The sequence below is a fragment of the Kitasatospora sp. NPDC056273 genome (assembly GCF_042268845.1).
Lineage (GTDB): Bacteria > Actinomycetota > Actinomycetes > Streptomycetales > Streptomycetaceae > Kitasatospora.
Genome location: NZ_JBHJSJ010000011.1, coordinates 93,222 through 116,641, shown reverse-complemented (window position 1 = coordinate 116,641; position 23,420 = coordinate 93,222). Strand labels below are relative to the sequence as shown.

At 71.1% G+C, this 23,420-nt stretch carries 23 protein-coding genes; 12 read left to right on the top strand and 11 right to left on the bottom strand.

The features are described 5' to 3' along the window. The first annotated feature begins 172 nt into the window (after positions 1-172). The 6 genes from ACFCY1_RS12815 (at position 173) to ACFCY1_RS12790 (ending at position 10,806) form a co-directional block, all read left to right on the top strand. Positions 173-7,129, top strand: a complete 6,957-nt coding sequence (locus tag ACFCY1_RS12815; RefSeq protein WP_375874513.1) for an RHS repeat-associated core domain-containing protein — start codon at positions 173-175, stop codon at positions 7,127-7,129. Between the two features lie 276 nt (positions 7,130-7,405). Beyond that, positions 7,406-7,837: a hypothetical protein gene (locus tag ACFCY1_RS12810; protein ID WP_049650194.1), complete on the top strand. Its 432-nt coding sequence runs from the start codon at positions 7,406-7,408 to the stop codon at positions 7,835-7,837. Between the two features lie 562 nt (positions 7,838-8,399). Beyond that, a complete protein-coding gene (locus ACFCY1_RS12805) occupies positions 8,400-9,080 on the top strand; it encodes a hypothetical protein (protein ID WP_375874512.1) in 681 nt (226 codons plus the stop codon). Positions 9,081-9,171: 91 nt separating this feature from the next. After that, the gene (locus tag ACFCY1_RS12800; RefSeq protein WP_049650196.1) at positions 9,172-9,390 is read left to right on the top strand and encodes a hypothetical protein; all 219 of its coding nucleotides are present in this window, start codon (positions 9,172-9,174) and stop codon (positions 9,388-9,390) included. A 478-nt stretch (positions 9,391-9,868) separates the two neighbouring features. Then, on the top strand, positions 9,869-10,381 hold the full coding sequence (locus ACFCY1_RS12795; RefSeq protein WP_375874511.1) for a hypothetical protein: 513 nt from the start codon (positions 9,869-9,871) through the stop codon (positions 10,379-10,381). Positions 10,382-10,497: 116 nt separating this feature from the next. Next, positions 10,498-10,806, top strand: coding sequence for a hypothetical protein (locus tag ACFCY1_RS12790; RefSeq protein ID WP_375874510.1), 309 nt, complete (start codon positions 10,498-10,500; stop codon positions 10,804-10,806). Between the two features lie 58 nt (positions 10,807-10,864). On the opposite strand, the gene ACFCY1_RS12785 is transcribed toward ACFCY1_RS12790, so the two are convergent. Together ACFCY1_RS12785 and ACFCY1_RS12780 are read right to left on the bottom strand one after the other, a co-directional pair. Next, complete coding sequence (locus ACFCY1_RS12785; protein WP_375874509.1) at positions 10,865-12,163, bottom strand: acetylhydrolase; 1,299 nt, start codon at positions 12,161-12,163, stop codon at positions 10,865-10,867. A 240-nt stretch (positions 12,164-12,403) separates the two neighbouring features. Continuing rightward, positions 12,404-13,369: a phosphatidylinositol-specific phospholipase C gene (locus ACFCY1_RS12780; RefSeq protein WP_375874508.1), complete on the bottom strand. Its 966-nt coding sequence runs from the start codon at positions 13,367-13,369 to the stop codon at positions 12,404-12,406. 215 nt (positions 13,370-13,584) lie between these two features. Between ACFCY1_RS12780 and ACFCY1_RS12775 the strand changes: the two genes are divergently transcribed. Beyond that, positions 13,585-13,851 carry a hypothetical protein gene (locus ACFCY1_RS12775; protein WP_053111985.1) on the top strand — a complete coding sequence of 89 codons (267 nt, stop codon included), beginning with the start codon at positions 13,585-13,587 and terminating at the stop codon, positions 13,849-13,851. A 36-nt stretch (positions 13,852-13,887) separates the two neighbouring features. Here the strand turns inward: ACFCY1_RS12775 and ACFCY1_RS12770 are convergent, their stop codons facing one another. The 4 genes from ACFCY1_RS12770 to ACFCY1_RS12755 all read right to left on the bottom strand — a co-directional run bounded on the left by ACFCY1_RS12770 (position 13,888) and on the right by ACFCY1_RS12755 (position 16,671). Then, positions 13,888-14,730 (bottom strand): methyltransferase domain-containing protein, encoded by an 843-nt coding sequence (locus ACFCY1_RS12770; protein WP_375874507.1) that lies wholly within the window; start codon positions 14,728-14,730, stop codon positions 13,888-13,890. Positions 14,731-14,892: 162 nt separating this feature from the next. Next, the gene (locus ACFCY1_RS12765) at positions 14,893-15,555 is read right to left on the bottom strand and encodes a ferredoxin (RefSeq protein ID WP_375874506.1); all 663 of its coding nucleotides are present in this window, start codon (positions 15,553-15,555) and stop codon (positions 14,893-14,895) included. A 112-nt stretch (positions 15,556-15,667) separates the two neighbouring features. Beyond that, a complete protein-coding gene (locus tag ACFCY1_RS12760; protein WP_049651013.1) occupies positions 15,668-16,162 on the bottom strand; it encodes a hypothetical protein in 495 nt (164 codons plus the stop codon). Positions 16,163-16,227: 65 nt separating this feature from the next. Further along, positions 16,228-16,671, bottom strand: coding sequence for an ArsI/CadI family heavy metal resistance metalloenzyme (locus ACFCY1_RS12755; protein ID WP_375874505.1), 444 nt, complete (start codon positions 16,669-16,671; stop codon positions 16,228-16,230). An 88-nt stretch (positions 16,672-16,759) separates the two neighbouring features. Between ACFCY1_RS12755 and ACFCY1_RS12750 the strand changes: the two genes are divergently transcribed. The 4 genes from ACFCY1_RS12750 to ACFCY1_RS12735 all read left to right on the top strand — a co-directional run bounded on the left by ACFCY1_RS12750 (position 16,760) and on the right by ACFCY1_RS12735 (position 19,245). After that, positions 16,760-17,161: an ArsR/SmtB family transcription factor gene (locus ACFCY1_RS12750; RefSeq protein ID WP_375874504.1), complete on the top strand. Its 402-nt coding sequence runs from the start codon at positions 16,760-16,762 to the stop codon at positions 17,159-17,161. 95 nt (positions 17,162-17,256) lie between these two features. Then, positions 17,257-18,264 carry an ACR3 family arsenite efflux transporter gene (gene arsB / locus ACFCY1_RS12745; RefSeq protein WP_375874563.1) on the top strand — a complete coding sequence of 336 codons (1,008 nt, stop codon included), beginning with the start codon at positions 17,257-17,259 and terminating at the stop codon, positions 18,262-18,264. Between the two features lie 28 nt (positions 18,265-18,292). Next, positions 18,293-18,724, top strand: coding sequence for an arsenate reductase ArsC (locus tag ACFCY1_RS12740; protein ID WP_375874562.1), 432 nt, complete (start codon positions 18,293-18,295; stop codon positions 18,722-18,724). A 23-nt stretch (positions 18,725-18,747) separates the two neighbouring features. After that, positions 18,748-19,245 (top strand): GNAT family N-acetyltransferase, encoded by a 498-nt coding sequence (locus tag ACFCY1_RS12735; protein WP_375874561.1) that lies wholly within the window; start codon positions 18,748-18,750, stop codon positions 19,243-19,245. 109 nt (positions 19,246-19,354) lie between these two features. Here the strand turns inward: ACFCY1_RS12735 and ACFCY1_RS12730 are convergent, their stop codons facing one another. Further along, on the bottom strand, positions 19,355-19,696 hold the full coding sequence (locus ACFCY1_RS12730; protein WP_049651007.1) for a hypothetical protein: 342 nt from the start codon (positions 19,694-19,696) through the stop codon (positions 19,355-19,357). 198 nt (positions 19,697-19,894) lie between these two features. Here ACFCY1_RS12730 and ACFCY1_RS12725 point away from each other — a divergent pair, with 198 nt between their 5' ends. After that, positions 19,895-20,278, top strand: a complete 384-nt coding sequence (locus ACFCY1_RS12725) for a VOC family protein (RefSeq protein WP_049651006.1) — start codon at positions 19,895-19,897, stop codon at positions 20,276-20,278. Here ACFCY1_RS12725 and ACFCY1_RS12720 read toward each other — a convergent pair. The 4 genes from ACFCY1_RS12720 to ACFCY1_RS12705 form a co-directional block, all read right to left on the bottom strand. Then, the gene (locus tag ACFCY1_RS12720) at positions 20,265-20,630 is read right to left on the bottom strand and encodes a hypothetical protein (RefSeq protein ID WP_375874503.1); all 366 of its coding nucleotides are present in this window, start codon (positions 20,628-20,630) and stop codon (positions 20,265-20,267) included. The two genes, ACFCY1_RS12725 and ACFCY1_RS12720, sit on opposite strands and share 14 nt — an antisense overlap. Before the next feature lie 17 nt (positions 20,631-20,647). Beyond that, positions 20,648-21,514, bottom strand: coding sequence for a DUF3592 domain-containing protein (locus ACFCY1_RS12715; protein ID WP_375874502.1), 867 nt, complete (start codon positions 21,512-21,514; stop codon positions 20,648-20,650). A gap of 24 nt (positions 21,515-21,538) precedes the next feature. Then, positions 21,539-22,630: a hypothetical protein gene (locus ACFCY1_RS12710; protein WP_375874501.1), complete on the bottom strand. Its 1,092-nt coding sequence runs from the start codon at positions 22,628-22,630 to the stop codon at positions 21,539-21,541. A 107-nt stretch (positions 22,631-22,737) separates the two neighbouring features. After that, positions 22,738-23,415, bottom strand: coding sequence for a CPCC family cysteine-rich protein (locus ACFCY1_RS12705; RefSeq protein ID WP_375874500.1), 678 nt, complete (start codon positions 23,413-23,415; stop codon positions 22,738-22,740). Positions 23,416-23,420 lie beyond the last annotated feature (5 nt).

Here is a 23,420-nt window from a genome sequence, read left to right as displayed (position 1 = left end):
CTCAATTTGCTCGACCATTGGATGGTTTGTCCCCTACCCTCCTGCGAGATCCCGTCCGCATCGACCAGCGGTGCGGACTCTTCTTGGGGGGGTAAAAGTGTCTTCCGAAGTAGAAAGACCACCCGGTGAATCCGGATGGGGTGATTCCCCGTCACGGTGGCGCAAGCCTCGAATGGCAATTCTGGGTTCCTTCGCCGTGTTGAGCATGCTGGCCGCGCCGCTCGGTACCGCAGTCGCGGCCCCCGCGGATGGGGGCAAGGGCAAGGTCTGGTCGCCGCCGAACACGCCGCTCCAGCGGACGGCCTCGGTGCCCGGGACGACGGACAAGTCCAAGGCTTCCTCGCCGAACACCGGCTCGCCGGACTGGGTGCCACCGAAGAGCGTGCCGCAGCCGAAGCACGGCACGGCGGTGGTCGTCCTGGACACGCCGACCGACCGGGACGCCGGCGCGGCGGACGGGCGGGAGTCTGTCGTCGGCGCGTCGAAGCAGGCGGGCGACCTGCCGGTCTGGGTGGCTCCGGTCGCCCGCGCCGGCGACGCCGCTGCTGCCGCGCCCGTGCAGGTGAAGCTCGCGGCCGCGCCGGGCTCCGGTCCGGACGCGGGTGCGCCGACGACACTGGTGGCGCTGTCGCGGAGCGGCGACGGGGCCCAGCCGGGGAAGGTCCGGATCGGGCTCGACCTGGGATCGTTGGGTTCCGGTGGCGACTTCGCGCACAGGGCCGGGTTGGCGGTTCTGCCGGAGTGTGCGTTGACGACGCCGGACGCCGACGGCTGCCAGGCGCGTACGCCGGTCGCCTCGCACTACGACGAGCAGGCCAAGCGACTCGTGGCGGACATCGACCTGCCCGCCACCACGACCGGCTCGGCCGAGGGGCAGCGCGCTCAGGCCAAGTCCGCGGGTGCGCCGGCACTGGCCGCCGCTCCCGCGCAGGTGGTGCTGGCACTCACCGCCGCTCCTTCCAGCGGGACCGGCACCTACAGCGCGACGTCGCTGTCGCCGAGCCAGGCGTGGGCGGCGGGCAGCGGCTCGGGGTCGTTCACCTACAGCTACCCGATCGTGACCCCGTCGACTCTCGGAGGTGCCGCTCCCACGTTGGCGCTGGGTTACGACTCGGCGTCGGTGGACGGGAAGACGGCATCGACGAACGCGCAGGCGTCGTGGATCGGTGACGGCTGGGACCTGAGTTCCGGATTCGTCGAGCGGGGCTACCGGACGTGCGACAAGGCCGGCATCCCCGGCTCGGGTGACCAGTGCTGGGGCGGTGCGAACCTGACGCTGTCGCTGGGCGGCCACTCCGGTGAGCTCGTTCCGGAGCCCTCCTGCACGGCCGGTAACGGTGTCGACGAGCAGTCGAAGTGCACCTGGCACCTGAAGAATGACGACGGGACGAAGATCGAGTTCCTGACCGGCGCCAACAACGGCACCTGGAACGGCTCGTACCTGAAGGTGACGGACACCTCGGGAGTGGTCTACTACTTCGGCCTCAACCAGCTTCCGGCGGCCGACGGTTCGCCCAGCAAGGTGGGCCCGGAGAGCAAGTCCGCGTGGACGACGCCGGTGTACTCGCCGAACGCCGGTGACCCGTGCTACGACGCGGCCAAGGGCAAGGGCTCCTGGTGCCAGACGGCGTGGCGCTGGAACCTGGACTACGTGGTCGACCCGCACGGCAACCTGACCACCTACTCCTACACGCCCGAGACCAACGTGTACGCGCGCGGCGGCGCCCAGAACAGCGGGAAGGGCACGAACACGTCGTACACCCGCGGTGGTGTGCTCCTGTCGATCGCCTACGGGCAGCAGCTGTCCGACCAGCTCGCCGCCGGAGGCACGTACCAGGCGGCTGCGAAGATCGACTTCGAGTCGGGGGAGCGCTGCCTGGAGGACGCCAAGGCCTGCGACCCTTCGCAGCGCACGGCGGCGAACGCGGCGAACTGGCCGGATGCCCCGCTGGACAAGCAGTGCCAGGACACCGGGACGTGCACCAACTTCCTTCCGACGTACTGGTCGACGAAGTGGCTGAACGGGATCACGACGACGATCCGTTCGGGCGGCACGTACCGACCAGTGGACCACTACGACCTGAAGCACGTGTTCAAGACGCCGGCGAACGCGACGGACAACGCACCGATCGCCTGGCTGCAGTCCGTGAAGCGCACGGGCAAGGACACCGCCAACGGCCAGGCCGAGCAGGCGCTGCCGGAGATGACCTTCGCCGACGAGCTGCTGCCCAACCGGGTCGACGGCCTGGTGCCCGCGCGTCCGCGGTACTACCGCCCGCGTCTGGCGGTCATCACCACCGAGACCGGCGGCACGATCCTGGTGTCGTACGCCAAGGAGTCCTGCTCGCGCACGACCGGGAGGATGCCGGCTTCGGCGGACGGCAACGACAAGAGCTGCTTCCCGGTGAAGTGGTTCGACACCGGAGTGCAGACGACGGTGGACGACTGGTTCCTGCGGTACCCGGTGGAGACGGTCACCGCCGACCCGAACGCCAAGCTGATCACCGGCGCGGTGGCGACGACGACCTCCTACGTGTACGGTCCCGCCGCGTGGCACCGCAACGACAGTGCGCTGGCCGAGTCGGACTACCGAACCTGGGACCAGTTCCGCGGCTACGCCAGCGTCACCACGGTGACCGGCTCCGGCAAGGACGGGCCGCGGTCGAAGTCGACGACCAGCTACTACCAGGGCATGGACGGCGACTACAAGGCGGACGGCAAGGCCAAGGCCGCTTCCGTCGCGGGCGTGAAGAGCGGCGGACGGGCCGACTCCGACTGGCTGTTCGGTCAGATCCTGGAGACGGACAGCTACGCGGACGCGTCCGCCGACCCGGCTTCGCCGCTCTCGTACACGGTGAACACGTACGAGGCCCCCGTGGCGAAGGCCACGCGCACGCGGGCCGGACTGCCGGACCTGGTGGCCCGGTACCAGGCGACCAAGGTCACCTCGACCACCACGGCAGTGACCACGACTGGTACTCGCACCACCTCGACCGCGACCACCACTGACCCCGATAGCAACAACCGGGTCACCACCTCGCTGAGCACGGCCGACGGCACGTCGGATGTGTGCACCCGCTACCGCTACGCGGCTGCGGCGAACCGGCAGATGACCGGTCTGGTCTCCGAGGTCTTCGTGATCTCCGGCGCCAACGCCTGCACCGTCAACGCGTCGCCGGCCAACACGATCTCCGACACCCGCACGCTCTACGACGGCCAGGACTTCGGCACTGCCGGAGCCAAGGGCGAGGCCACCGGAACCCAGGTACTGGACCACTACGACGCCAACGGTGCGGCCCAGTACGTCCTCAAGGCCACGGCCGGCTACGACACATACGGCCGCACCACGGCCGCCACGGACCCGACGGTCACCGACAAGGCCAACCCCGGCGGCGCGACCGTGACGACCGCGTACAGTTCGGCGAGCCCGGGCGAGTTGCCCACCAAGGTGGTCACCGGTAGCCCGGCCCCGGCCGGTGCACCCGACGCGGGCACGCCCCGCACGACCACGGTCACGTTGAACCCAGCCCGCGGTCTGGCGCTCACCACGAGCGACCCCAACGGCCGGACCGTGACCAAGACCTATGACGGGCTGGGCCGACTGAAGGCGGCCTGGGCTCCGGGACAGGACACGGCGAGCAACGCCAACGCCACCTACGACTACGCCGTCAACGGCACGTCGTCACCGTCCACCACAACGACGAACTCGCTGCGTCCGGACGGCAAGACGTACGGGAAGTCGGTGCAGATCCTGGACGGTCTGGGCCGCCTGGTGCAGACCCAGGGCGATCCCGCGGTCTCCTCCTACCACGGCCGCCTGATCACGGACACGTTCTACGACTCGCAGGGGCGCGTCAACCGGAAGTACAACAACTACTACGAGGACACCACCACTCCGAACACCACCCGGTGGATCCCCGAAGGCGCGAAGGTGCCGAGCGCGAGCGTGATCCAGTTCGACGGCCTGGGGCGAGCGGTGAGCACGCAGTTCGTGGCGCTGGGCACGCTGCAGACCACGAACACCACGGCGTACCCGGGGGCGGACCGGGTCGACGTGTCGCCGCCGAGTGGCGCGACCGCGACCAGCACCGTGACCGACGCCCGTGGCCGCACCGCGCAGCTGTGGCAGTACCGGACACCGACGGCGACCGGCAACCCGGCCGACGCCGACGTCACCACGTACACCTACAACGCGAACGGCCAGCCGGCGACCCGGGTGGACGCCGCAGGCAACACCTGGAGCCTCGCCTACGACCAGCGCGGCCGCCTGGTGAAGAACGACGACCCGGACTCCGGTGTGTCGACACGTACGTATGACGCGGGCGGACGGGTCGCGACCACGACGGACGCGCGTGGGCAGACGATCGCGATGACGTACGACCTGCTCGGCCGCAAGACGGGTACGTTCAGTGGCACGACGGACCCGGCGAACCAGCTGACCGGCTTCACCTACGACACCGTGGCCAAGGGGCAGGCCAGTTCCTCGACCCGCTACGTCGGTGGTGCCGGGGGCGCGGCTTACACCAAGTCCGTTGGCGAGTTCGACGCTGCCTACCGTCCGACGAAGACCACCGTCGCCATCCCGGGCAGCGAGGTCGGCAAGACCGGGCAGGTGACGTTCGACTACACGGCGGCGTACAACCCTGTCAGTGGCTCCATCATCGCTGACGGGCGCGCCGCGGCGGGTGACCTGGCGCAGGAGTCGATCAACTACAACTACGAGTCCTATGGCGAGCTCAACGACATCAGTGGGGCCGGTTACACCTATCTGCGGCAGGCGGACTGGGATGCCTACGGGCGTAACATCCGTACCACGATGAACCCGTGGGGCACGCAGATCGTCGCGACGAACACGTACGACGAGCCGACCGGGCGCGTGCTGACCCAGTACGTCGACAAGCAGACCGCCACCACCGGTACCGTCCAGAACACCACCTACGCGTACGACCCGGCGGGCCAGATCACCGCGATCCGGACGATCCCGAACAACACTCCGGCCGCGACCGACCTCCAGTGCTTCACCCACGACTACCTGGGCCGACTGACCTCGGCCTGGTCGGACACGGGGAAGCTGAACCAGCCGACGCCGTCGCTCGCCGGGCAGGGCGCGTGCGCCAACGCGACGCCGACCAATGGTGCGGTCGCTCCGGCGAAGACCACGGTGGGCGGGAGTGCGGCGTACTGGCAGGACTACACCTACGACGCGGTCGGCAACCGGACCAAGCTGGTCATGCACAACCCGACCGGCGACGTCTCGAAGGACCTGACGATCGACCAGGCCTTCCCGGCCCCGGGCACCCGCAACACGCCGACCACCGCGGCCGGCACGGGTGGCGGCACCGGCGGTCCGCACGTGCCGACGACGGTGAAGTCCACCTTCCCGAACAACGGCAGCACCCCCGGGAGCAACCAGTACGACGCGGCCGGGAACACCACGAAGATCGCCAACCCGGCCGCCACCAAGACGCTGGGCGCGGGCTTCGTGCTCAACTCCGGTGAGTCGGTGCGCTCCAACTCCACCCAGCTGACCATGCAGACCGACGGCAACCTCGTGCTGACCTCGCTGCGCACCGGCCTGGTGACCTGGTCGACCAACACCCAGAACCACCCGGGTGCCTGGGCGACCATGCAGGACGACGGCAACTTCGTGGTCTACGACCCGCAGCGCGTGCCGCTGTGGTCCTCGCAGACCTGGATCGGGGCGAACAGCAAGTACTTCGCGGTCGTCCAGGACGACGGCAAGTTCATCGTCTACGCGCCGGGCTGGGCGTCCAAGTGGGGCACCTCCACTTGGAACGCCGTGGACGCGGCCAACGGCACGGAACTGACCTGGGACGCCGAGGGCAAGCTCGCCTCGATGAAGCAGGGCACCTCCACCACCGGCTACCTCTACGACGCGGACGGCAACCAGCTGATCCGCCGCAACCCGGGCAAGATCACGGTCAACCTCGGCGGCGGAGACGAACTCGTCTACGACACCGGCAGCAAGACCAGCACCGGCACCCGCTACTACACCATGCCCGGCGGCGTCACCCTGGTCCGCCAGGGCCCGACCAAGCTCACCTACCAGTTCACCGACCACCACAACACCGGCACGCTCTCCATCGACTCGGCCACCAGTGCCGAGACCCGCCGCTGGACCGACCCGTTCGGCGTCCTGCGCGGCTCCGGCGCGGCCAACTCCTGGGCCGGCGACAAGGGCTACGTCGGCGGACTCAAGGACGACACCACTGGCTTCACCAACCTCGGCGCCCGCCAGTACCAGCCGGGCACCGGCCGCTTCCTCAACCCCGACCCGCTACTCCTCCCCGAGGACCCGCAGCAGTGGAACGCCTACGCCTACAGCAACAACAGTCCGGTCAACAAGACCGACCCCACCGGCATGGCGTTGGAGGAGTGCGCGAGCGGCTTCGCCAAGTGCACCAACATGGGCACCAAGCTCACTGAAGAGACGAAGTGGCAGGGCCCGAACTACGACAAGATTGTTGCGGACAACAAGGCTGGAGAGGCCTACCGGCAGCAGGGATTGGAGGAGTACCTCAACAGCCCGCCGCCGTTGGGTTCGCCTAGGAACAACAAGAAGCCGAAGCCTGACCGTGCCTATGACGTGAGCAAGAACCGGCCCGATGGTGGCACCGATGTCCTCGCAACCTCGACGAAGAGTACCTACGAGGACTACATTGACAAGAACGTCGGGGCTGATATCCGGACCGCGGATGCGGACGGGCCGCTCGCGCTCGTTGACAGCAGAACGAAGACCAAGCAGTGGACCAAGCAGCTTGCGAGCAAGGTGAGCAAGTCGGAGGGGCGCAAGATCGCCGGATCGGCGGATTTCTATGGCGTCCTCAAGGTCGACGGCGAAATCAACTGGAACGACAGCACGGAGGATAGTACCCAGACGTCCGAGGCGACGACCGACGCGGACACGACCACCGAGTCACGGAACCTGATGGTCAAGAAGGGGCAACAATACGGGTTCGCGCCGTCTTTCCGGAAATGGAGCTACCGGACGACCTACTATCATTCGGACGGCAGTGTGACAACGAAGGATTGGGCAACCTACGAGATGCTCAACTGGAACCGCGTCACCTTCGACTCCTCGCCCGAGCTGGTCCTAGGTAGGAATTGATGGGCCATGGAGTCTCCGGTTCGAGCAGGCGCAAATTTTCGCCCACGGGAGGTGAGTGATGTGACGGGACGTTCGGCGATATTCTGTGTTGTCCTCGCAGGTCTGTTGTGCGGTGTAAGTGCGTGCACCGGGGCGTCCGGAGGCGACGGGTCGGTCGCCACTGGTGGGACCGCATCGACGGCTACGGCTCAGCACACCTTCCCGGAGAGCTACAAGAAGCTGATCCTTCGTACCGCGAAGGCGGACGGGACGGCACCAGCGGGTGACCGGTTTACGGTGATCGAGTTCGACGGCGGGTACGACCCGCAGCTGATCTGGCAGCCGGAGGAGACCGGTGGTCTCTGCATCGCATCGGAGGTCGTCGCGTCCGGGAGATGCAAGACTGAGAAGCAGATTGCCGAGGAACGGGTTCCCGGAGTCGGCATCTTCGGAGACTCCGGGCTGTTCAACCGCGAGGAGGATCCATGGTGGGCAGTGCAGGTGATGGCCAGCGGTGAGACGATCGACCATCTCTCCTGCCAGGGAAGGAACTTCCCGGTGCGTCAGGTGTACTCGATCAGCCTGGCCGGCGCCCAGCGCACCGTCTACACCGCCATCATCCCAAGGAGTCTTCAAGGTGAGTACCGGGTGGCCGTCCAGCGAGACGGGCAGTCGGAAGAAGAACGGCTCGACCTCGGTCTGGAGAAGGGCTACGCCGTTCAGTGCTGAGCCGACGTAGTCGGTATGTGTGACGGTGGCGGGGCGGCCTTCGGGGCTGTCCCGCCACCGGTGTTTGGTGAGGCCCTTGAGCTGGCGGAGTCTGTGAGGGACCTTCGAACCCTGTATTGGAGCGATGGCTGGGACTCGGGTCGCAGCCCTACCGATATCGGCGTCTTGTACGACGGTGTCACGGGGGACTTCCGGCCTGGCTGGCCGGGGTCGCGACGGTCACTCCGGGACCAGGGATGGGCTGGCCGATCCCCTACGCCTTGGGCGCCCTCGTGATGGTCTCCGCGACGGGGCTTGTCGGGACGTGCTAAGGCTGGTCGATATGGGTGCCCGCCAAGGGCCGTCCTATCGGCAATAGCCCGAGGATCACGAAGCTGCGTCGAACCGGTCTCCGGGAATCTTCCCATCCGTTCGTCGCGTGGGGCGTCCCTGCGTACTTGTTCAGGGGCGGAAGGGGGTTGGTGACGATTGATGGGCACGAGGACCTGGCTTCTGGAGGGGAGGTGGCTCGCGTGGCGGGATCCTGACGCGCGCGGTGGGACGAGCGGGAGACCGGTCTTCGGTGGGGGAGGCGATTCGCGTGATAGGGCATTCGATGGTGTTCCGGGTGGTTCTGGTGGGGCTGTTGTGTGGCGCCAGTGCGTGCACCGGGGCATCCGGTGGGCACGGCGGGGCGTCGGCGGGGGCCGCGTCCGGTGGGGTGGCGGCCGAGGTCGCGTGGCCGCTCGGTGAGGAAGGGGCGACGCTCTCGGAGGTCGAGAGGCGGCGGATCCTGCGATCGGCCGCGGAGAACGGCTGGGCTCCGGCCGGTGGCGAGGCCACGGTGGTCCGGTACGACAGCGGGTACGGCCCGGGGCTGATCTGGCGGGCGAAGGGGACCGGCGCGGTCTGTTCGGGATCGTCGCGTGGCTCGGGTCCCTGTGTTCCGCTGGCGGACATCGCCGCGAGGCCGAACCCGGGCGTCGGAATCTTCATCGGCGCCGCCTACTACGAGGGGAAGTGGTCGGTCATGCTGTTGTCCAGCGGTGAGACGGTCGATCGGGTCATGTGCCAGGGGCGGAGCTTTCCGGCGCGGCGGGCGTACGAGGTCACGGTCGACGGCGTGCTCCACACCGTCTACACGGTGTCGATACCGCGCGGACTCCAGGGCGAGTACCGGGTGGCCGTCCGACGGGACGGGCAGCCGGCCGAGGACCGCGTGACGCTCAACATGGATCGGGTCGCCGGCCCGGCGCGGTGCTGACCGGGCGGGCGAGGCAGCGGACTGGGCTTGGTAGGGTCCGCGGGTCGGGTTCCTGCCGCCGCTACCGCCCTGGACCGTCCGGGAGATCCTTGTGCGCATCCTCGTTGCTCTGGCGTTCCTGATCCCCCTGTTCCTCGGAGTGGCCATGGTCACGGACTACCGAGGTTTCTCAAAGTGGTTCACGCAGCCCTCCGGGAGGTCCTCCAAGGACGGGCCAGCCGGCATCCACCTGGTCGTGGGGTGGGGGTTCACCGTCCTCTCGAGCGTCATGGTCATACGCATACTCGTGTCGCTCTTCTTCAACAAGTGAGCCGCTGAGTTCCGCCGCGGAGGCGATCCCGGGTGCGTTCCGGGCCGCTGACGTGGAACGGTGGGTCATCCGTGAGCGTCCCATCCGATGATCGCGTGGGACGCCCACGGCGTTCATCCGGAGGCGAAGCGGTGCCGGTCCCGGCCCGGGCCGCCGGGGGAGGAACAGGTGACCGTGCTGTGCGGGGCTTCCCGAAGTCGCGGGAGGGGGTTGTCCTGCTGGCGGGCCTCCTGCTGATCGTCAGAGCGTGGTTCGCCCGGCGCTGATCCGGCAGGCCGAGAAGACTGGGGCCGTCCGGTCGGCGGTGCCATGGCGAAGTCTTGAGCGATGCGCATGGGGGATGAGTCACGTGGTGGGACGTTCCATGAGGGTGAGCGCTGTTCTCGTGGGTCTGGTGTGTGCTGCCAGTGCGTGCAGCGGGGGTGGGGCCGGAGGGGTGGCGGGCAAGGGTGTCACGTCGGCGCCCGTGGTCCGGCCGGTGTTTGCGGAGAGCTCGAAGCAGGTGATCCTGCGGACGGCGAAGGAGAACGGGACGGCGCCGGCGGGTGATCGGTTCACGCTGGTCGAGTACGACGGCGGGTACGGGCCGGAGCTGATCTGGCAGGCGGAGCGGACCGGGGGTCTGTGCGCCGCGTCGGAGAGCGTCATGGCGGGTTGGTGCGAGACGGTGGAGGAGACCTCCGGGCGGCGGGTTCCCGGCGTCGGCGTCTTCGTGGACCCGGGGCTGCGCGAACGCGACGGGGAGGCGTCGTGGGTGCTGCGGGTGATGGCCAGCGGTGAGACGATCGACCGTCTGTCGTGCCAGGGAAGGGACTTCCCGGTCCGCCAGGTGTACGCGGTCGACCTTGCCGGGGCCCGGCGCACCGTCTACACCGCCTCGATCCCGAGGAATCTCCAGGGGGAGTACCGGGTGTCCGTCCAGCGGGACGGGAAGCCGGACGAGGATCGTCTCGACCTCGGCTTCGAGAAGGGCCGTGTCGTGCAGTGCTGAGGGGCCGGCCGCCGCGGGCCCGGTGCGCGGGCGGAATCTGCCTGGCCGACGCCGAACTGCTGAAGCGCCGTTTCCCGCAGCTGGGTTCGCTGTCGGCGGCGATGTGGGTCGGTCGGGTGCTGACGCAGAACTCCGTGACGTGGGTTCCCGGGCCGACCGACGTGAGTGTGCAAGGGGTGGCGCGGGTCGAGTCGGCGACGCTGGCGGAGATCACGGCGAACGGGACGTGGGAGGAGGTCTCCATCGGGTGCGGTGTCCCGGAGGAGATCGCCGCCGAGGTGGGTGACCCGACCGGGTGGCTCCACAGCAGGGCCTTCGACGAGTCGGTCACCCGGACCCAGTACTCGGGGAGCTTCTACTTCGACAAGCAGACTGGCCGGGTCTACTTCTGTGCGGTCAACCCGAAGATCAGGGAGGGGAGTTGAGCGTCTTCGGGCCTTGCGGGCGGCCGTACCCCCGTGACGGCCGCCCGCCGTACCGGGGCTACGGGTGGTAGACGACCTCCGGGAAGGCCGTCGACGGTCCGTCGAGCAGGTTGCCGCAGTGCCGGCCCCGCAGGTGGAGGTCGAAGAAGGCGCGCGGGTAGGCCTGTTGGACGAGGACGCCGCGGTCGGGGTCGAGGGTGCCGACCTGGGACTGGATGTCCTGCTCGGTCATGCCGAGCAGCTTGCCCGCCTGCGGGATCAGCGTCATGTTGTCGCCGTAGGAGCTGTGGATGGCGCCGGTGGCCTGGACGTCGAGGCGCCAGCCGCGCAGGTGGCCCCAGAAGGTCTCGATGAACGGGCTGGTGGCCCGGGTGTAGCGGGCGGTCATCATCATGAACGGCCGGTCGATGTCGGTGGTGATGGCGGGGTTCGACTCCATCCGCCCGTCCAGGGTGAGCCCGGCGCGGATGCGCTGGTCGGCGACCATGGCGAGGCCGACGGCGGTGCCGCCCTTGGACCAGCCGAAGGCGCCCATGTTCCGCGCGTCCAGGTTGCCGAGCAGGCCGGTCGGTAGGGTGCGGCCGTCGACGTCGGGGTTGCGGCCGTTGGCGAGGTCGACGACGCGGTCGAGGAGGAAGAGCAGGTCGGCGGCGTAGTCCTTGGGGGCCAGCCCCGGGGCGACGCCGTCCCGGGTGACGACGGTGCCGTCGGGGAACTCGGTGAATCCGTCGTGGGTGTGGTCGACGGTGACGACGGCGAAGCCGTGGCTGGCCAACTCCTGGACCACGATGGTGTGGTCGGCGCGGTGGCTGCCCGCGCCGTGCGAGTAGACGATGACGGGCAGCGGCCGCCCGGCCCGGTGGACGGGGGCGCCCTGGTGGCCGGCGGTGAGCGGGGCGAGCGAGAGGGGGAGGGGGAAGCCGGCGTCGTCGAGGAAGGCCTTCAGGGCGCCGTCGGTCATCCAGGGGGCGAGCGGGTACGCGTCGGCGGCCGCGGCCCGGGCCGGGTACCAGACGGTGGCCATCAGCTCGCGGAACTTTCCGGGCCGGGCGTTCGGGTCGAGCCTGGCCTCGTCGCGCAGGTGCAGCGGCACCATGCCCACGGGGAAGGGGCCGGTGGGCGCGGGCAGGGTGAGGCGGCCGGGGGAGTCGGTGCCGGTGCCGGTGCCCGTGGAGGAAGCGGGGGTGGAGGCGGGGGTGGCCGAGGCGGCGTGGGCGAGGCCCAGCGGCGCGACGGCGCCCAGTGCGAGGGCGGCGCCGAGCATGCGGCGGCGGCTCGGTCCGGTGGGGCGGGCGGTCGGCGTGCTGTCCATCGGCGTGGTGCCCGTCGGCGTCGTGTCCATCGGCGTGGTGTCCATGCGCGGAACGCTGTCACGGGGGGCGCGGGGGCGGCATCGGCCTGCGGATTGATGATCTGTCACCCGGCATTGGCCCACGGGTTTACATCCCCGGGCTGATGCGGAACGGGCGTGCGCGGGGTCTCGCGGAGGGCGGCCCCGAGGGCGTGCGGTCGACGCCTCGGCCCCCTCGGGTGCGGGAGGGGGCCGAGGGGGCCGAGGCGGATGGTGCCGAGAGGGATGGTGCCGTTGCCGATGTGCCTAGACGAAGTTCTTGTCGATCAGCATCTGCAGCACGTTGACGTGGAAGTCCGGGAAGTCCATCGGCACGATGCCGAACCGGGCGCGCTGCTGGGTGCGGGCGTTCAGGTACGGGTAGATGCTGCGGTCCATCAAGGTCTGAGAGCTGGTCTTGGGCCAGTAACCACCCGCGTACGACAGGAAGTTGACGAACATCTTCGAGTAGCCCGGGTTGACGAAGGCCTTGTCGAACTGGGCGACGATGCGCTGGCCCTTGGTCCCCAGGGGGTCGGTGCCGCCGGTCTGCCAGAGGTCCTGGGTGTCGAAGTAGCCGTTCTCGCCGCTGGACCAGTCGATCAGGCCCCACGGGTTGGTGAAGTCGGCGATCAGGACGACCTTCCCCCGGGCGGTGGCGAGGGTCGGCCAGCCGTAGAAGTGGAACAGGTCGCGGTAGCCGAGCCCGTCGAGGTAGTGGTTGATCCGCCGCATGAACTCGGTGTCGTCGAGCGCCTGGCCGCCGGCGCGCTCGTTGCGCAGGCGCATCAGGACGGTCTCGCCGGGGTGCGAGCGGAGGAAGGAGCGGCACTGGTCGAGCACGTCCTGGAGCCGGAGGTGCTGGTAGTTGTCCGAGTGGTAGATCCCGAGTTCGTCGGGCGCGCCCTGGAGGCCGTTGCAGCGGATGTCGAGGAAGCGGACGCCCTCGGTCAACTGCTGGGGCAGGCCCCAGTTCTGGGTGTGCGACCACTCGGTGCCGTAGGCGGGGTTCTCGCAGCAGGAGTCGTGGGTGCCGGGGATGGTGAGGTCCAGGAGGGAGGTGCTGCCGTTCAGGCGGCTCATCCAACTGTCGGTCGGCAGCCCGCGCGGGGTGGTCGAGGAGGCGGCGGCAGAGGGGGAGGCCGAGGCGCTGCCCGGGAGGGCGAGGCCTCCGAGGGCGGCGGCGCCGAATCCCGCGCCCCAGCTGAGGAGTTCACGACGTGCGATGCCCATGGTGCGGCTCCTTGGGTCCAGTCGGTCCGGGTCGATCCGGGGTCGGTCCGGTCGGTCGTACGAGTTGTGCGAGGCGTGCGAGTGGTGCGCTTGTCATCTTGGAGCACGCGGCCACTGCTTTGGCAGGTTCACGACGCCGGTAATCCGGGGCCGGCCGGCCCCGGCGGGGTGAAGATCGAAATGCGCGGACGGCCGCCGCCCGCCACGGTGGGACCGTGGCTGCGATCGTCGTCCTCTTCGAACTGGCCCCGGACCAGGCCCTCGGCCCCGAGGGCGTCGGGCCGGGCGTGGTCGCGGTGCACGCCGCCGGCCAGGACCCGGACGTCCCGGAGGACCCGCAGGCGCGCACCCTCTGCGGGCTGGACACCGCGCCGATGGAGCACGCCCACTACCGCCCCGCCCGGCCGGGCGAGCCGTGGTACCCGCCCGAGCTGGAGCAGCAGCGGTGCCGGCTCTGCGAGGCGGCGCTGCACCGGCTCTGAGAGTCCTGAGGATCAGGAGAACGTTCGAGCGGCCGGTCAGCGGGGCCGGTGGGCGATCGCGGCGAACATCGTCACCGACAGGTGGAACGCCCCGTGCCCGGCGGCCGCGTCGAGGTCGGCGTAGAGCCGTTCGCACTGCTCCTCGGTGAGCAGGCCCCGGCCGACGGCCGCCGCGCCGAGACCGCGGACGATCGGCCGGCTGACCGTGTGGGGGTCGTGCAGGAGGACGTCGGCGCCGAGGGTGTCGACGGTCAGCCCGGCCTCGATCAGCCAGCCCGTGAGGCTGCGCCCGGCCTCCGGGTGGGCGGCGGCGCCCTGGACGACGGCGGCCAGCGCGGGACGGACCTCCAGGGTCACCGGGTGCAGCACGAAGGTCGACCAGTCGGTGTCCAGCAGCGCGACCCGGCCGCCCGGGCGCAGCACCCGGGCCATCTCGGCGACGGCCTTCGCCGGGTCGGTGAGGTGCTGGAGAACGCGCTCGCACCAGACCGCGTCCAGCTCGCCGTCGGGCAGCGGCAGCGCCTGCGCGTCGCCGTCCAGGAAGCGGGCCGGGCTGCCGGCCTCGGTGGTGCGCCGCTCGGCGACGGCCCGCAGACCGGGGTGCGGTTCGACGCCGATCGCGCTTCCCGTGCTGCGGCCGGCCGCACCGCCCTCCGGGCTGACCGCCGCCGCGAGCACCCGGGTCTCCGAGCCGGTGCCGGCGCCGACGTCCAGCGCGCGCTCGCCAGGGCGTACGGCGAGCCGCTCGTGCGCCCACGCGCGCAGGCGCCGTACCCCGGGGTTGGCGGCCTGGGCGTCCAGCGCGGCGACCAAGCGGTCGGTTTTCGCCGGGTCGGCGTTGGCGCGGTGGAAGGCCGAGGTGGGGCGCGGGTCGGTCATGGGCGCCACCCTAAACGGACATGACGGTCCATCAGTGACATCCCGTCCGCGCTCCTCGCGGCACGGCTCGTCCGGGACGGCGGTCCGCCCCCTGCCGACCGGCAGGGGCCCTGGGGTGGCGGGTCCGGCCGGCTTTCCGCTCCTCGTGCCCGCCGCCGCGGGTCAGAGTTCCGGCAGTGCCTCGCTGGCGCGGGGTTCGCGGTGCTCGGTGAGCCAGAACAGGTAGCCGCGCAGGTAGGCCTCCAGCCCGTCGTCCAGGTAGGCGGCGTACTGGCGCAGGGCGTCCGGTTCGTTCCGGCTGTCGTCGCCCAGTCTCAGCTCGTCCGTGATCCAGGCGCGGACCTCGTCCCGGCGGGCCCACCAGTCGCGCACCGCCTGCGGGGTCCAGTGCCGGTCGCCGTCCCAGGCGTAGCCGCCCAGGGGTTCGTCGTGGGCGATCTCGACCAGGGCGGCCACTTCGCGCGGGTTGACGGGCTGGCGGTGGACGAACTCGCAGTGCCTGTCGTCGGAGAGCACGTGCTCGGGGAGGTAGTACGGGCCGTTCAGCCCGCTGTCGGTCTCGCCGGCGTAGAACGGGCCGGGCACGTTCAGCCTGCCGCGCTGCTCCCAGCGGCCGTAGCCCACCGAGTCGGTCAGCTCCCGGGCGGCCGGCAGCGGGTCCCAGTAGGCGAGCTCCTGCCACGGCCCCTCCGTCGGGTGGAGGAGCAGCCGCCCGCGCATCCGTACTGCCGACTGCCGCAGCGCCGCCTCGTGCGAGAGCTCCTGCCCCCGGTTCAGCGACCGGATCCACCGGCCGATCACCCCGCCCACCTGCGTCTTGCTCATGCGGCCCAGCCTAGGACCTGCTCGGGCGCGCGTCGTTCGCCCGGGGGGCGGGGGAGTGCCGGCCCGTGGACGGGGCATTCGCCTGAGCGGGCTCGCGGGCCCTCGGAACCGCTCAGGCGAAGCCGGCCTCGGTGAAGCGGCAGCCGCCGCGCTCGGCGCCGGACAGGACCGGGGTCGAGGTGAGCCGCGGGGTCTCGCGGATGTACTGGCGGAAGCCGGAGGCGCGAAACTTCAGGTCGAAGGAGTGGCCCTCGATGTGCCAGTGCGGCGAGTCCTGCTTGTCGTCGTCCGGTGCCAGCCGGTGCAGGTCGGCGATCTCCAGCTCCGGGGCCATGCCCTCGAAGCCGAAGTCGCCCTGGAGGTCCCAGACCTCTTCGAAGGCGAGGGTCGCGGGGGCGACCCAGAAGGAGAAGTTCCGCGCGGGCCGGACGGGGTGGACCCACTGGACGATGTAGTCGAGGTCGAGGAGGAGGCGCGGCAGGAAGTCGTCGGTCTGCTGCACGTACAGGCCGTGGACGGTGGCGTCGTGCCAGCCCATTTCCTCGAAGTCGGCGTCGCTCCAGACGCTTTTCGAGAGGCCTGATTCCTGGTGACCGCCGCTGTTCATGGTCGTCATCCAATCAGGCCCGGTGCGCGGGACGTCGGCCGGGCCGACTTCCCGCGCACGCCGGCTCAGGCGGACGCCTCGCCGGTGGCGGTGCCCGTGCAGCAGGCCTCGGGGGCGCCGGCGGCGCTCTTGCCGAGGGTGTCGGCGTCGGCCTTGACCACGTAGACCTCCCAGGGCTCCTTGCCGGGGGCGGTCACCCAGACCTTGTCCTGGACGGCGTAGCAGCAGGAGGTGTCGTTCTCCTCGAAGGCGGCGAGGCCGGCGTCCCGGAGGCGGGTGGTGGCGGCGGTGACCTGCTCGGTGGAGGCGACCTCGACGCCGAGGTGGTCCAGGCGGGTGTCCTCGCCCGGCTCGCCCTCGATGAGGACGAGCTTCAGCGGGGGCTCGGTGATGGCGAAGTTCGCGTAGCCGGGGCGGCGCTTGGCGGGCTCGGTGCCGAAGAGCTTGGCGTAGAAGGCGATGGAGCCTTCGAGGTCGGCGACGCGCAGGGCGAGCTGGACACGGGACATGGTGGCCTCCAACAGGCTGGATCGAGCCTGGATCGATATTCGTCGATGCAAGCTTGCGGACTGGATCGGCGTTCGTCAATATAGAAGCATGTCGAAACAGGAACTCCGAGTGCTGGGCCAGGACGACGGCGCGGACGGCTGCTGCCCCGGGCTGCTGAGCGCCCCGCTGGACGAAGGGCAGGCCGCCGAACTGGCGCCGCTGTTCAAGGCCCTGGGCGATCCGGTGCGGCTGCGGCTGCTGTCGATGATCGCCTCCGGCGCCGGCGGCGAGGTGTGCGTCTGCGACCTGACCCCGGCCTTCGACCTGTCCCAGCCGACGATCTCCCACCACCTGAAGCTGCTGCGGCAGGCCGGGCTGATCGACTCCGAGCGCCGGGGCACCTGGGTGTACTACCGGCTGGTCCCCGAGACCACCGACCGCCTCGCGGGCGTCCTCACCCGCCCGGCGCCGCTCGAACCCGGCCCGGTGCCGCTCGGAGCCGCCGAGTGAGCGCCGCAACCGGGGCGCCCGCCCCCGCCCCCACCCCCGTCGCCGGCCGGCTGTCGTTCGTCGACCGCTACCTCGCGCTCTGGATCCTCGCCGCGATGGCCCTCGGCATCGGCCTCGGCCGGCTCGTCCCGGGCCTGGGCGACACGCTCGCGAAGGTGACCGTCACCGGCGTCTCGCTGCCGATCGCGCTCGGCCTGCTGGTGATGATGTACCCGGTGCTCGCCAAGGTCCGCTACGACCGGCTCGACACCGTCACCCGGAACCGCCGCCTGCTGATCCCCTCCCTGGTGCTCAACTGGCTGGTCGGGCCCGCCGTGATGTTCGCCCTCGCCTGGCTGCTGCTGCCCGACCTGCCGGAGTACCGCACCGGGCTGATCATCGTCGGCCTCGCCCGCTGCATCGCCATGGTGATCATCTGGAACGACCTGGCCTGCGGCGACCGGGAGGCCGCCGCCGTGCTCGTCGCCCTGAACTCCGTCTTCCAGGTGGTCGCGTTCGGCGCGCTGGGCTGGTTCTACCTGTCCGTGCTGCCCGGGTGGCTCGGCCTGGAACAGGCGGCGCTCGACGTGTCGGCCTGGGAGATCGCCCGCAGTGTGCTGACCTTCCTCGGCATCCCGCTCGCCGCCGGCTACCTCACCCGCCGCCTGGGCGAGAAGGCCCGCGGCCGCACCTGGTACGAGACCGGGCTGCTGCCGCGGATCGGCCCGTTCGCGCTGTACGGGCTGCTGTTCACGATCGTCGTCCTGTTCGCGCTCCAGGGCCGTGCGATCACCTCGCAGCCCCTCGACGTCGCCCGGATCGCGCTGCCGCTGCTGGTGTACTTCGCCGTCATGTGGGCCGGTTCCCTGGCGCTGGGCCGCGCGGTGGGCCTGGACCACCCGCGCGCCACCACCCTGGCGTTCACCGCCGCGGGCAACAACTTCGAACTGGCCATCGCCGTCGCCATCGCCACCTTCGGCGCCACCAGCGGCCAGGCCCTCGCCGGAGTCGTCGGGCCGCTGATCGAGGTGCCGGTGCTCATCGGTCTCGTCCACGTGGCCCTCGCCGCCCGCCGCTACTTCCCCCAGCCCGCCACCGCCGTCGAAGGGTCCGCCCGTGTCTGAGCCTCAGCCGCCCGTGCCCGCAGCCGTGTTGCCCTCCGGGCCGTCCAAGCCGTCCAAGCCGTCCGTGCTGTTCGTCTGCGTGCACAACGCCGGCCGTTCCCAGATGGCCGCCGCCTTCCTGAGCCACCTCGGCGGCGGCCGGGTCGAGGTCCGGTCGGCCGGCTCCGCGCCCGCCGACACCGTCAACCCGGCCGTGGTCCGGGCGATGGCCGAGGTGGGGATCGACCTCTCCGCCGAGATGCCCAAGGTCCTCACCGTCGAGGCCGTCCGGGCCTCGGACGTGGTGATCACCATGGGCTGCGGCGACGCCTGCCCGTACTTCCCCGGAAAGCGCTACCTGGACTGGCAGTTGGCGGACCCGGCCGGCCAGGGCGTCGACGCCGTGCGCCCGATCCGCGACGAGATCGAGCGGCGCGTCCGCGGTCTGCTCGCCGAACTGGGCGTGGGGGCGGGCGCGTGAACGGGGACGTGACCGTCGTCGCGATGACGGCGGCGCACGCCGAACAGGTCCTGGCGATCTACCGGTTCGGGATCGACGGCGGCGACGCCACCTTCGAGACCGCCGCGCCGAGCTGGGAGGCGTTCGACGCCGCGCGCCTGGCCGAGCACCGCTTCGTCGCCCTCGACGGGGATGGGGACGGAGACGGGGACAGGCCCGGCCGGGTGCTCGGCTGGGCCGCGGTGGCCCGGGTGTCGGACCGGTGCGCGTACGCGGGTGTGGTCGAACACTCCGTCTACGTCCACCCGGAGGCGCGGGGGCGGGGCGTGGGCGCCGCGTTGCTGGAGGCGCTGATCGCCTCCACCGAGCGGGCCGGGATCTGGACGATCCAGTCGGGGATCTTCCCGGAGAACACGGTCAGTCTCGCGCTGCACGCCAGGGCCGGGTTCCGGGTCGTCGGGACGCGGGAGCGCATCGGCCGGCGCGACGGCAGGTGGCGCGACGTGGTCCTCCTCGAACGCCGCAGTCCTACGGTCGGTTGAGCACATCGCTGACCGAATCGCCGTCCGACGAGCCGTCCGGCGGGTGGCGCGGAGTGGGAAGTCGGCCTGGCCGACTTCCCACTCCGCACGTGTCCGGGTGCGGCGCCGACTACACGCCGACCGCGGTGCCGGCGTGGGCGGAGGCCGCCTGGTACTCGTCGTCGCCCTCGAACCGTGCTTCGCAGCCGGTGGTGAGAGTGCTGGCGACGATGACCGGATCGAGGATCTTGGAGCCGGAGTTCAGCTTGGCGATCCCGCTCTGGTCGGTGGTCGCGGAGCCGACGCGCTGGCCGCTCGCGGTGCTGTAGAAGGTGATCTGCCGCCCCACGATCGGCTTGCCGTCCGTGTCGGTCAGCGTGGCCTCGAAGTCACCGCTGATCGGCGAGTGGGCGACCACGTGGCCGCTCACCGTGCGTGCCGTGAGCTGGACGGGCTTCTTCTCGGAAGTCATAACGTAACCTCCTGGATGCTCTGGGCTACTCCTTCCACCGTAGGCACGTCCGTGAGGGCCTGCACCCGGGCCGTATCGCCGCAGGTCAGGGTCGTCGGCGGGCCCGCTCCTCACGGGCCGGTCCCGCCCTCGGCGGGGGTGCGGGGAGCGGGTGCGACCCGGTGGCGTCCGGCGCGGGGATCGGGGAGACTCGCGCGCATGGTTTCGGTGTTGCAGAACGTGGCGATCGACTGTGCGGACGCCTATGAGCTGGCGCGGTTCTGGAGTGGTGTGACCGGTCGGCCGTTGGACCCCGACTGCCGGCCGGGGGACCGGGAGACGCAGGTGCTGCTGGCGGAGGGGCCGGTGCTGTACTTCAACCAGGTGTCCGAGGCGAAGACGGTCAAGAACCGGGTCCACCTGTGCCTGCGGCCCGAGACCTCGCGCGACCAGGAGGTGGAGCGGCTGCTCGGCCTCGGCGCCACCTTCGTCGGCGACCACCGGAACCCCGACGGTTCGGGGTGGGCCGTTCTCTCCGACCCCGAGGGCAACGAGTTCTGCGTGCTGCGCAGCGACTCCGACCGGGCTGTCACGAACCCCTGACGCCGGCGCGCCGCCGCAGCCGGAGCCGCGACCAGGCCCCGACGCCCAGGGCCGTCCCGATCCCCAGGAAGGCGCCGACCCCGGCCGGCGCGACCCACCCGGTGATCGGCGCCGCCGCGCCGCCGCCGTCCCCGGTGAGGGCGAGCAGCGCGGTGAGCAGGCCGTACGGGACCAGCAGCGTCCCCGCGCAGGCCAGGGCGAGCAGCGGCCCGCGCGGGAGGCGCCGTCCCCACGGCCAGGCGAGGGCGCAGGCCATGGCGAGCCCGGCCAGGGCGAGGACGGCGGTGAAGTCGACGCCGTGCCGTTCGAGCCAGACCAGGGCCCCGGGCGCGCCGTTGCGCCGACTTCCCACTGACGGGGTGCCGGGGGCTACCGGGAGAGCAGGACCGCTCCCGTGACCGCCGCCGCGGCCAGGATGACGAGGGCCAGGACCGCGCAGCCGAGGTTCGCCTCCACGGACCCGCGGGTGGCGGCGAGGGCCGGGGTGAAGTCGGCCGGGTTGTCGGGCGCGTAGTGGATCACGACGTCCTGGCCGTACGCGGCGGTGGTGTCGGACAGGTACGAGGGCTGGTAGCCGGTGACGGCCGTCCCCTCGGGGGTGGTGAAGGAGTAGACGGGTGTCCGGCTGGTGCGGAGGTCGCCGTCCGCGTCGGTCTCGACGGTCCTGAGGACGGCGATGACGCGGCCCGTCGCGGACGCCATGGCGTCCAGCTCGGCGAGACGCTTCCTCATGCGCCGCCGCTCCCCGGGCAGGTGGAGGGCGGTGAGGACGGTGAGCGGCCCGCAGACCGCGACCAGGGCCCACGGCCAGCCCCAGTCGATCGAGGCGACGACCACCAGCCCGACGTAGATCAGCAGGACCGCAGAGTTCGGCAGGCCGAGCCCGCGCCCGCCGTCCTGGGGGCTGTTGGTGAACCGGAAGGCGTGCGGCCGCCCCGGCGGGTAGCGGATTCCGACCTCCCGGCCCACCCAGGCCGTGGTGATCAGGTCGCCGGTCCCGGTGTCGTTCGTGACGACGAACTCCTCGCCGGTGGAGGGATCCCGGAAGCGGACGACCACCGCGATCCCGTCCTCCTGGGAGCTCCCGTGCCGCGGCTCCCGCACCCGTTCGATCCGCCCCGTCACCCGTACCGTCCGCTGCGCCCGGGTCAGGCCGGCCAGCGACCGCCCGTACCCGACCAGCGCGACGAGGCCGAACGCCCCGCACCACAGCGCCAGAACTCCGTGCCAGTTCATCTGCGTCCCGTTCCTGTCCGTGGTTCAGTGCGCCGAGGTGCGCCGCAGCACCCGGCCCTGCCCGTCCGCCTCCAGCACGGCGGCGCCCCCGGGCCCGGTCACGCTGACCGTGATGGTGACGGGGCCGTCGGTGCGGAGGACGGTGATGCTCCAGGCCTGCGGGGCGTGGACGCCGAGGGTGGTCCTGGCCTCCTCGACCAGGGCGGGGAACCGCTCGTAGGGCAGCGACTTCGGGTCGAACTCGCGGGCCTTCGTGCCGGCCGAGGAGAACGTCACCGCCAGCAGGTTGTCCGTCACCTGGAGGGTGGTCACCGGGCCGTACTCGCCGTTCCGGGTCACGGAGTCGATCGACCGGCCCAACGCGCCGTCGTCGAGGAAGGACTGGCCGGCGCCGAGCACGACGGTGCCGGACCCGCCCGTCACCACCTCGGCCGACCATGAGGAGGAGACCGAGGGGTCCGCCGAGGAGGACGGCGGTTCGGCGGGCCGCTGCTCGAACAGGTCCGCGCGGAACAGGAAGACGACGGCCGTGGCGGCGAGCAGCAGGCCGAGGAGCCCGACGAAGCCGACGGCACGGCTCTCGGGAGGCTCGCTCAGCCTGGTCGCCTCGGGTGCGGAGTCGAGTCGGGCTCCGGCCGCCCGCTCCTCCCACTCCGGGGTCGGCCGCTTCACGATCCGCATGTCCGTCGGCCGGTCCGGCGGGTAGCGGACCACCAGGACGGTGCGGGGCACGTAGTCGGGGAGGTCGGCGACGTTGATGTCCTGGGTGAGCTCCACCCGGAACGCGGGCCCGTCGTCCGGTACGACGGTGAGGTCGAACCGCACCGCCCGGTCGGTCACCTGGCCCTCGGGGACGGTCCGGCCCTCGACCACCGCCAGCGCCGTACGCGGGACGACGGCCGCCTCCCGCGCCCGCCGCGGCCAGCCGGCGAGGAGGTACAGCAGGCCGTAGCCGATCGGCACGCCCAGGCCGCCGACGAGCAGCGGCACATTCTCCAGGACGACGCCGACGACCAGCCCGGCGAGCGAGCCTCCGATGACGCCACCCGTCAGGAAACTGCGGGCGAGGGCGATCGGCAGGTTGCGCCTGGGCGGCACGCCGGGGGTGATCGTCATACCGGTGATTGTGCCGGGCTGAGGGGCCGGCCGATAGGCCTTTGTGCCGTCACCGGTGGGGAGTTGCTCGCGACGGGCCCTGCCGGACGGGCTTCGGCCTCGGTCGGCTACTCGTCGTAGACGACCGTGAAGTCCCGTTCGGCCGTGGCGAATTCGGCCAGCCGGCTGCGGAGCAGCGCCGCCGACGACGGGACCTCGCGCTCCAGCTCGGCCCAGCCGGTGAAGCACAGCTCGCGGGGCATCGCGACCAGGCCGGTGATCGCGTCCCAGAAGGCGTTCCAGTTCCTGCCGTAGGACGCCGGGAAGCCGAGTTCGCGCTTCAGGACGGCGTGGAGACCGCTCTCGTTGCGGACGGATCCGACGTCGATGGTGACGAGGCGGGGCACGCTCGGTGTCGGGTCCTCGGTGGCGCCCGGGAAGGACGGCAGCCACCAGCACCAGACCGACCGGCCCTCGGGCCAGGGGTGGCCTTCCTCGTCCGCCCGGTCCTCGAAGACGTCCGTGGCCAGGTCGATGGGCCGCCAGGCGGGGTCGAGCGGCTCGTCCGGCGTCGGCGGCCGGACGAAGCGGCGGCCGCGCTGGTCGCAGGCGCCGTACTCCTGGACGTTCCGCTGGGCCCGCACCAGCGAGACGCTGTTGGCGCCGCGCGGCAGGAGCGGCCGGCGGAGCTGGGTCGGATCGTCCTCCCAGGAGCAGACCGGGCAGACGACGGACGAACCGGGCCACCCCTCCCGGACGTCGAAGACGAGATGGCCGCAGCAGGGGCAAGGCCGACGAGTGTCCACCCCGG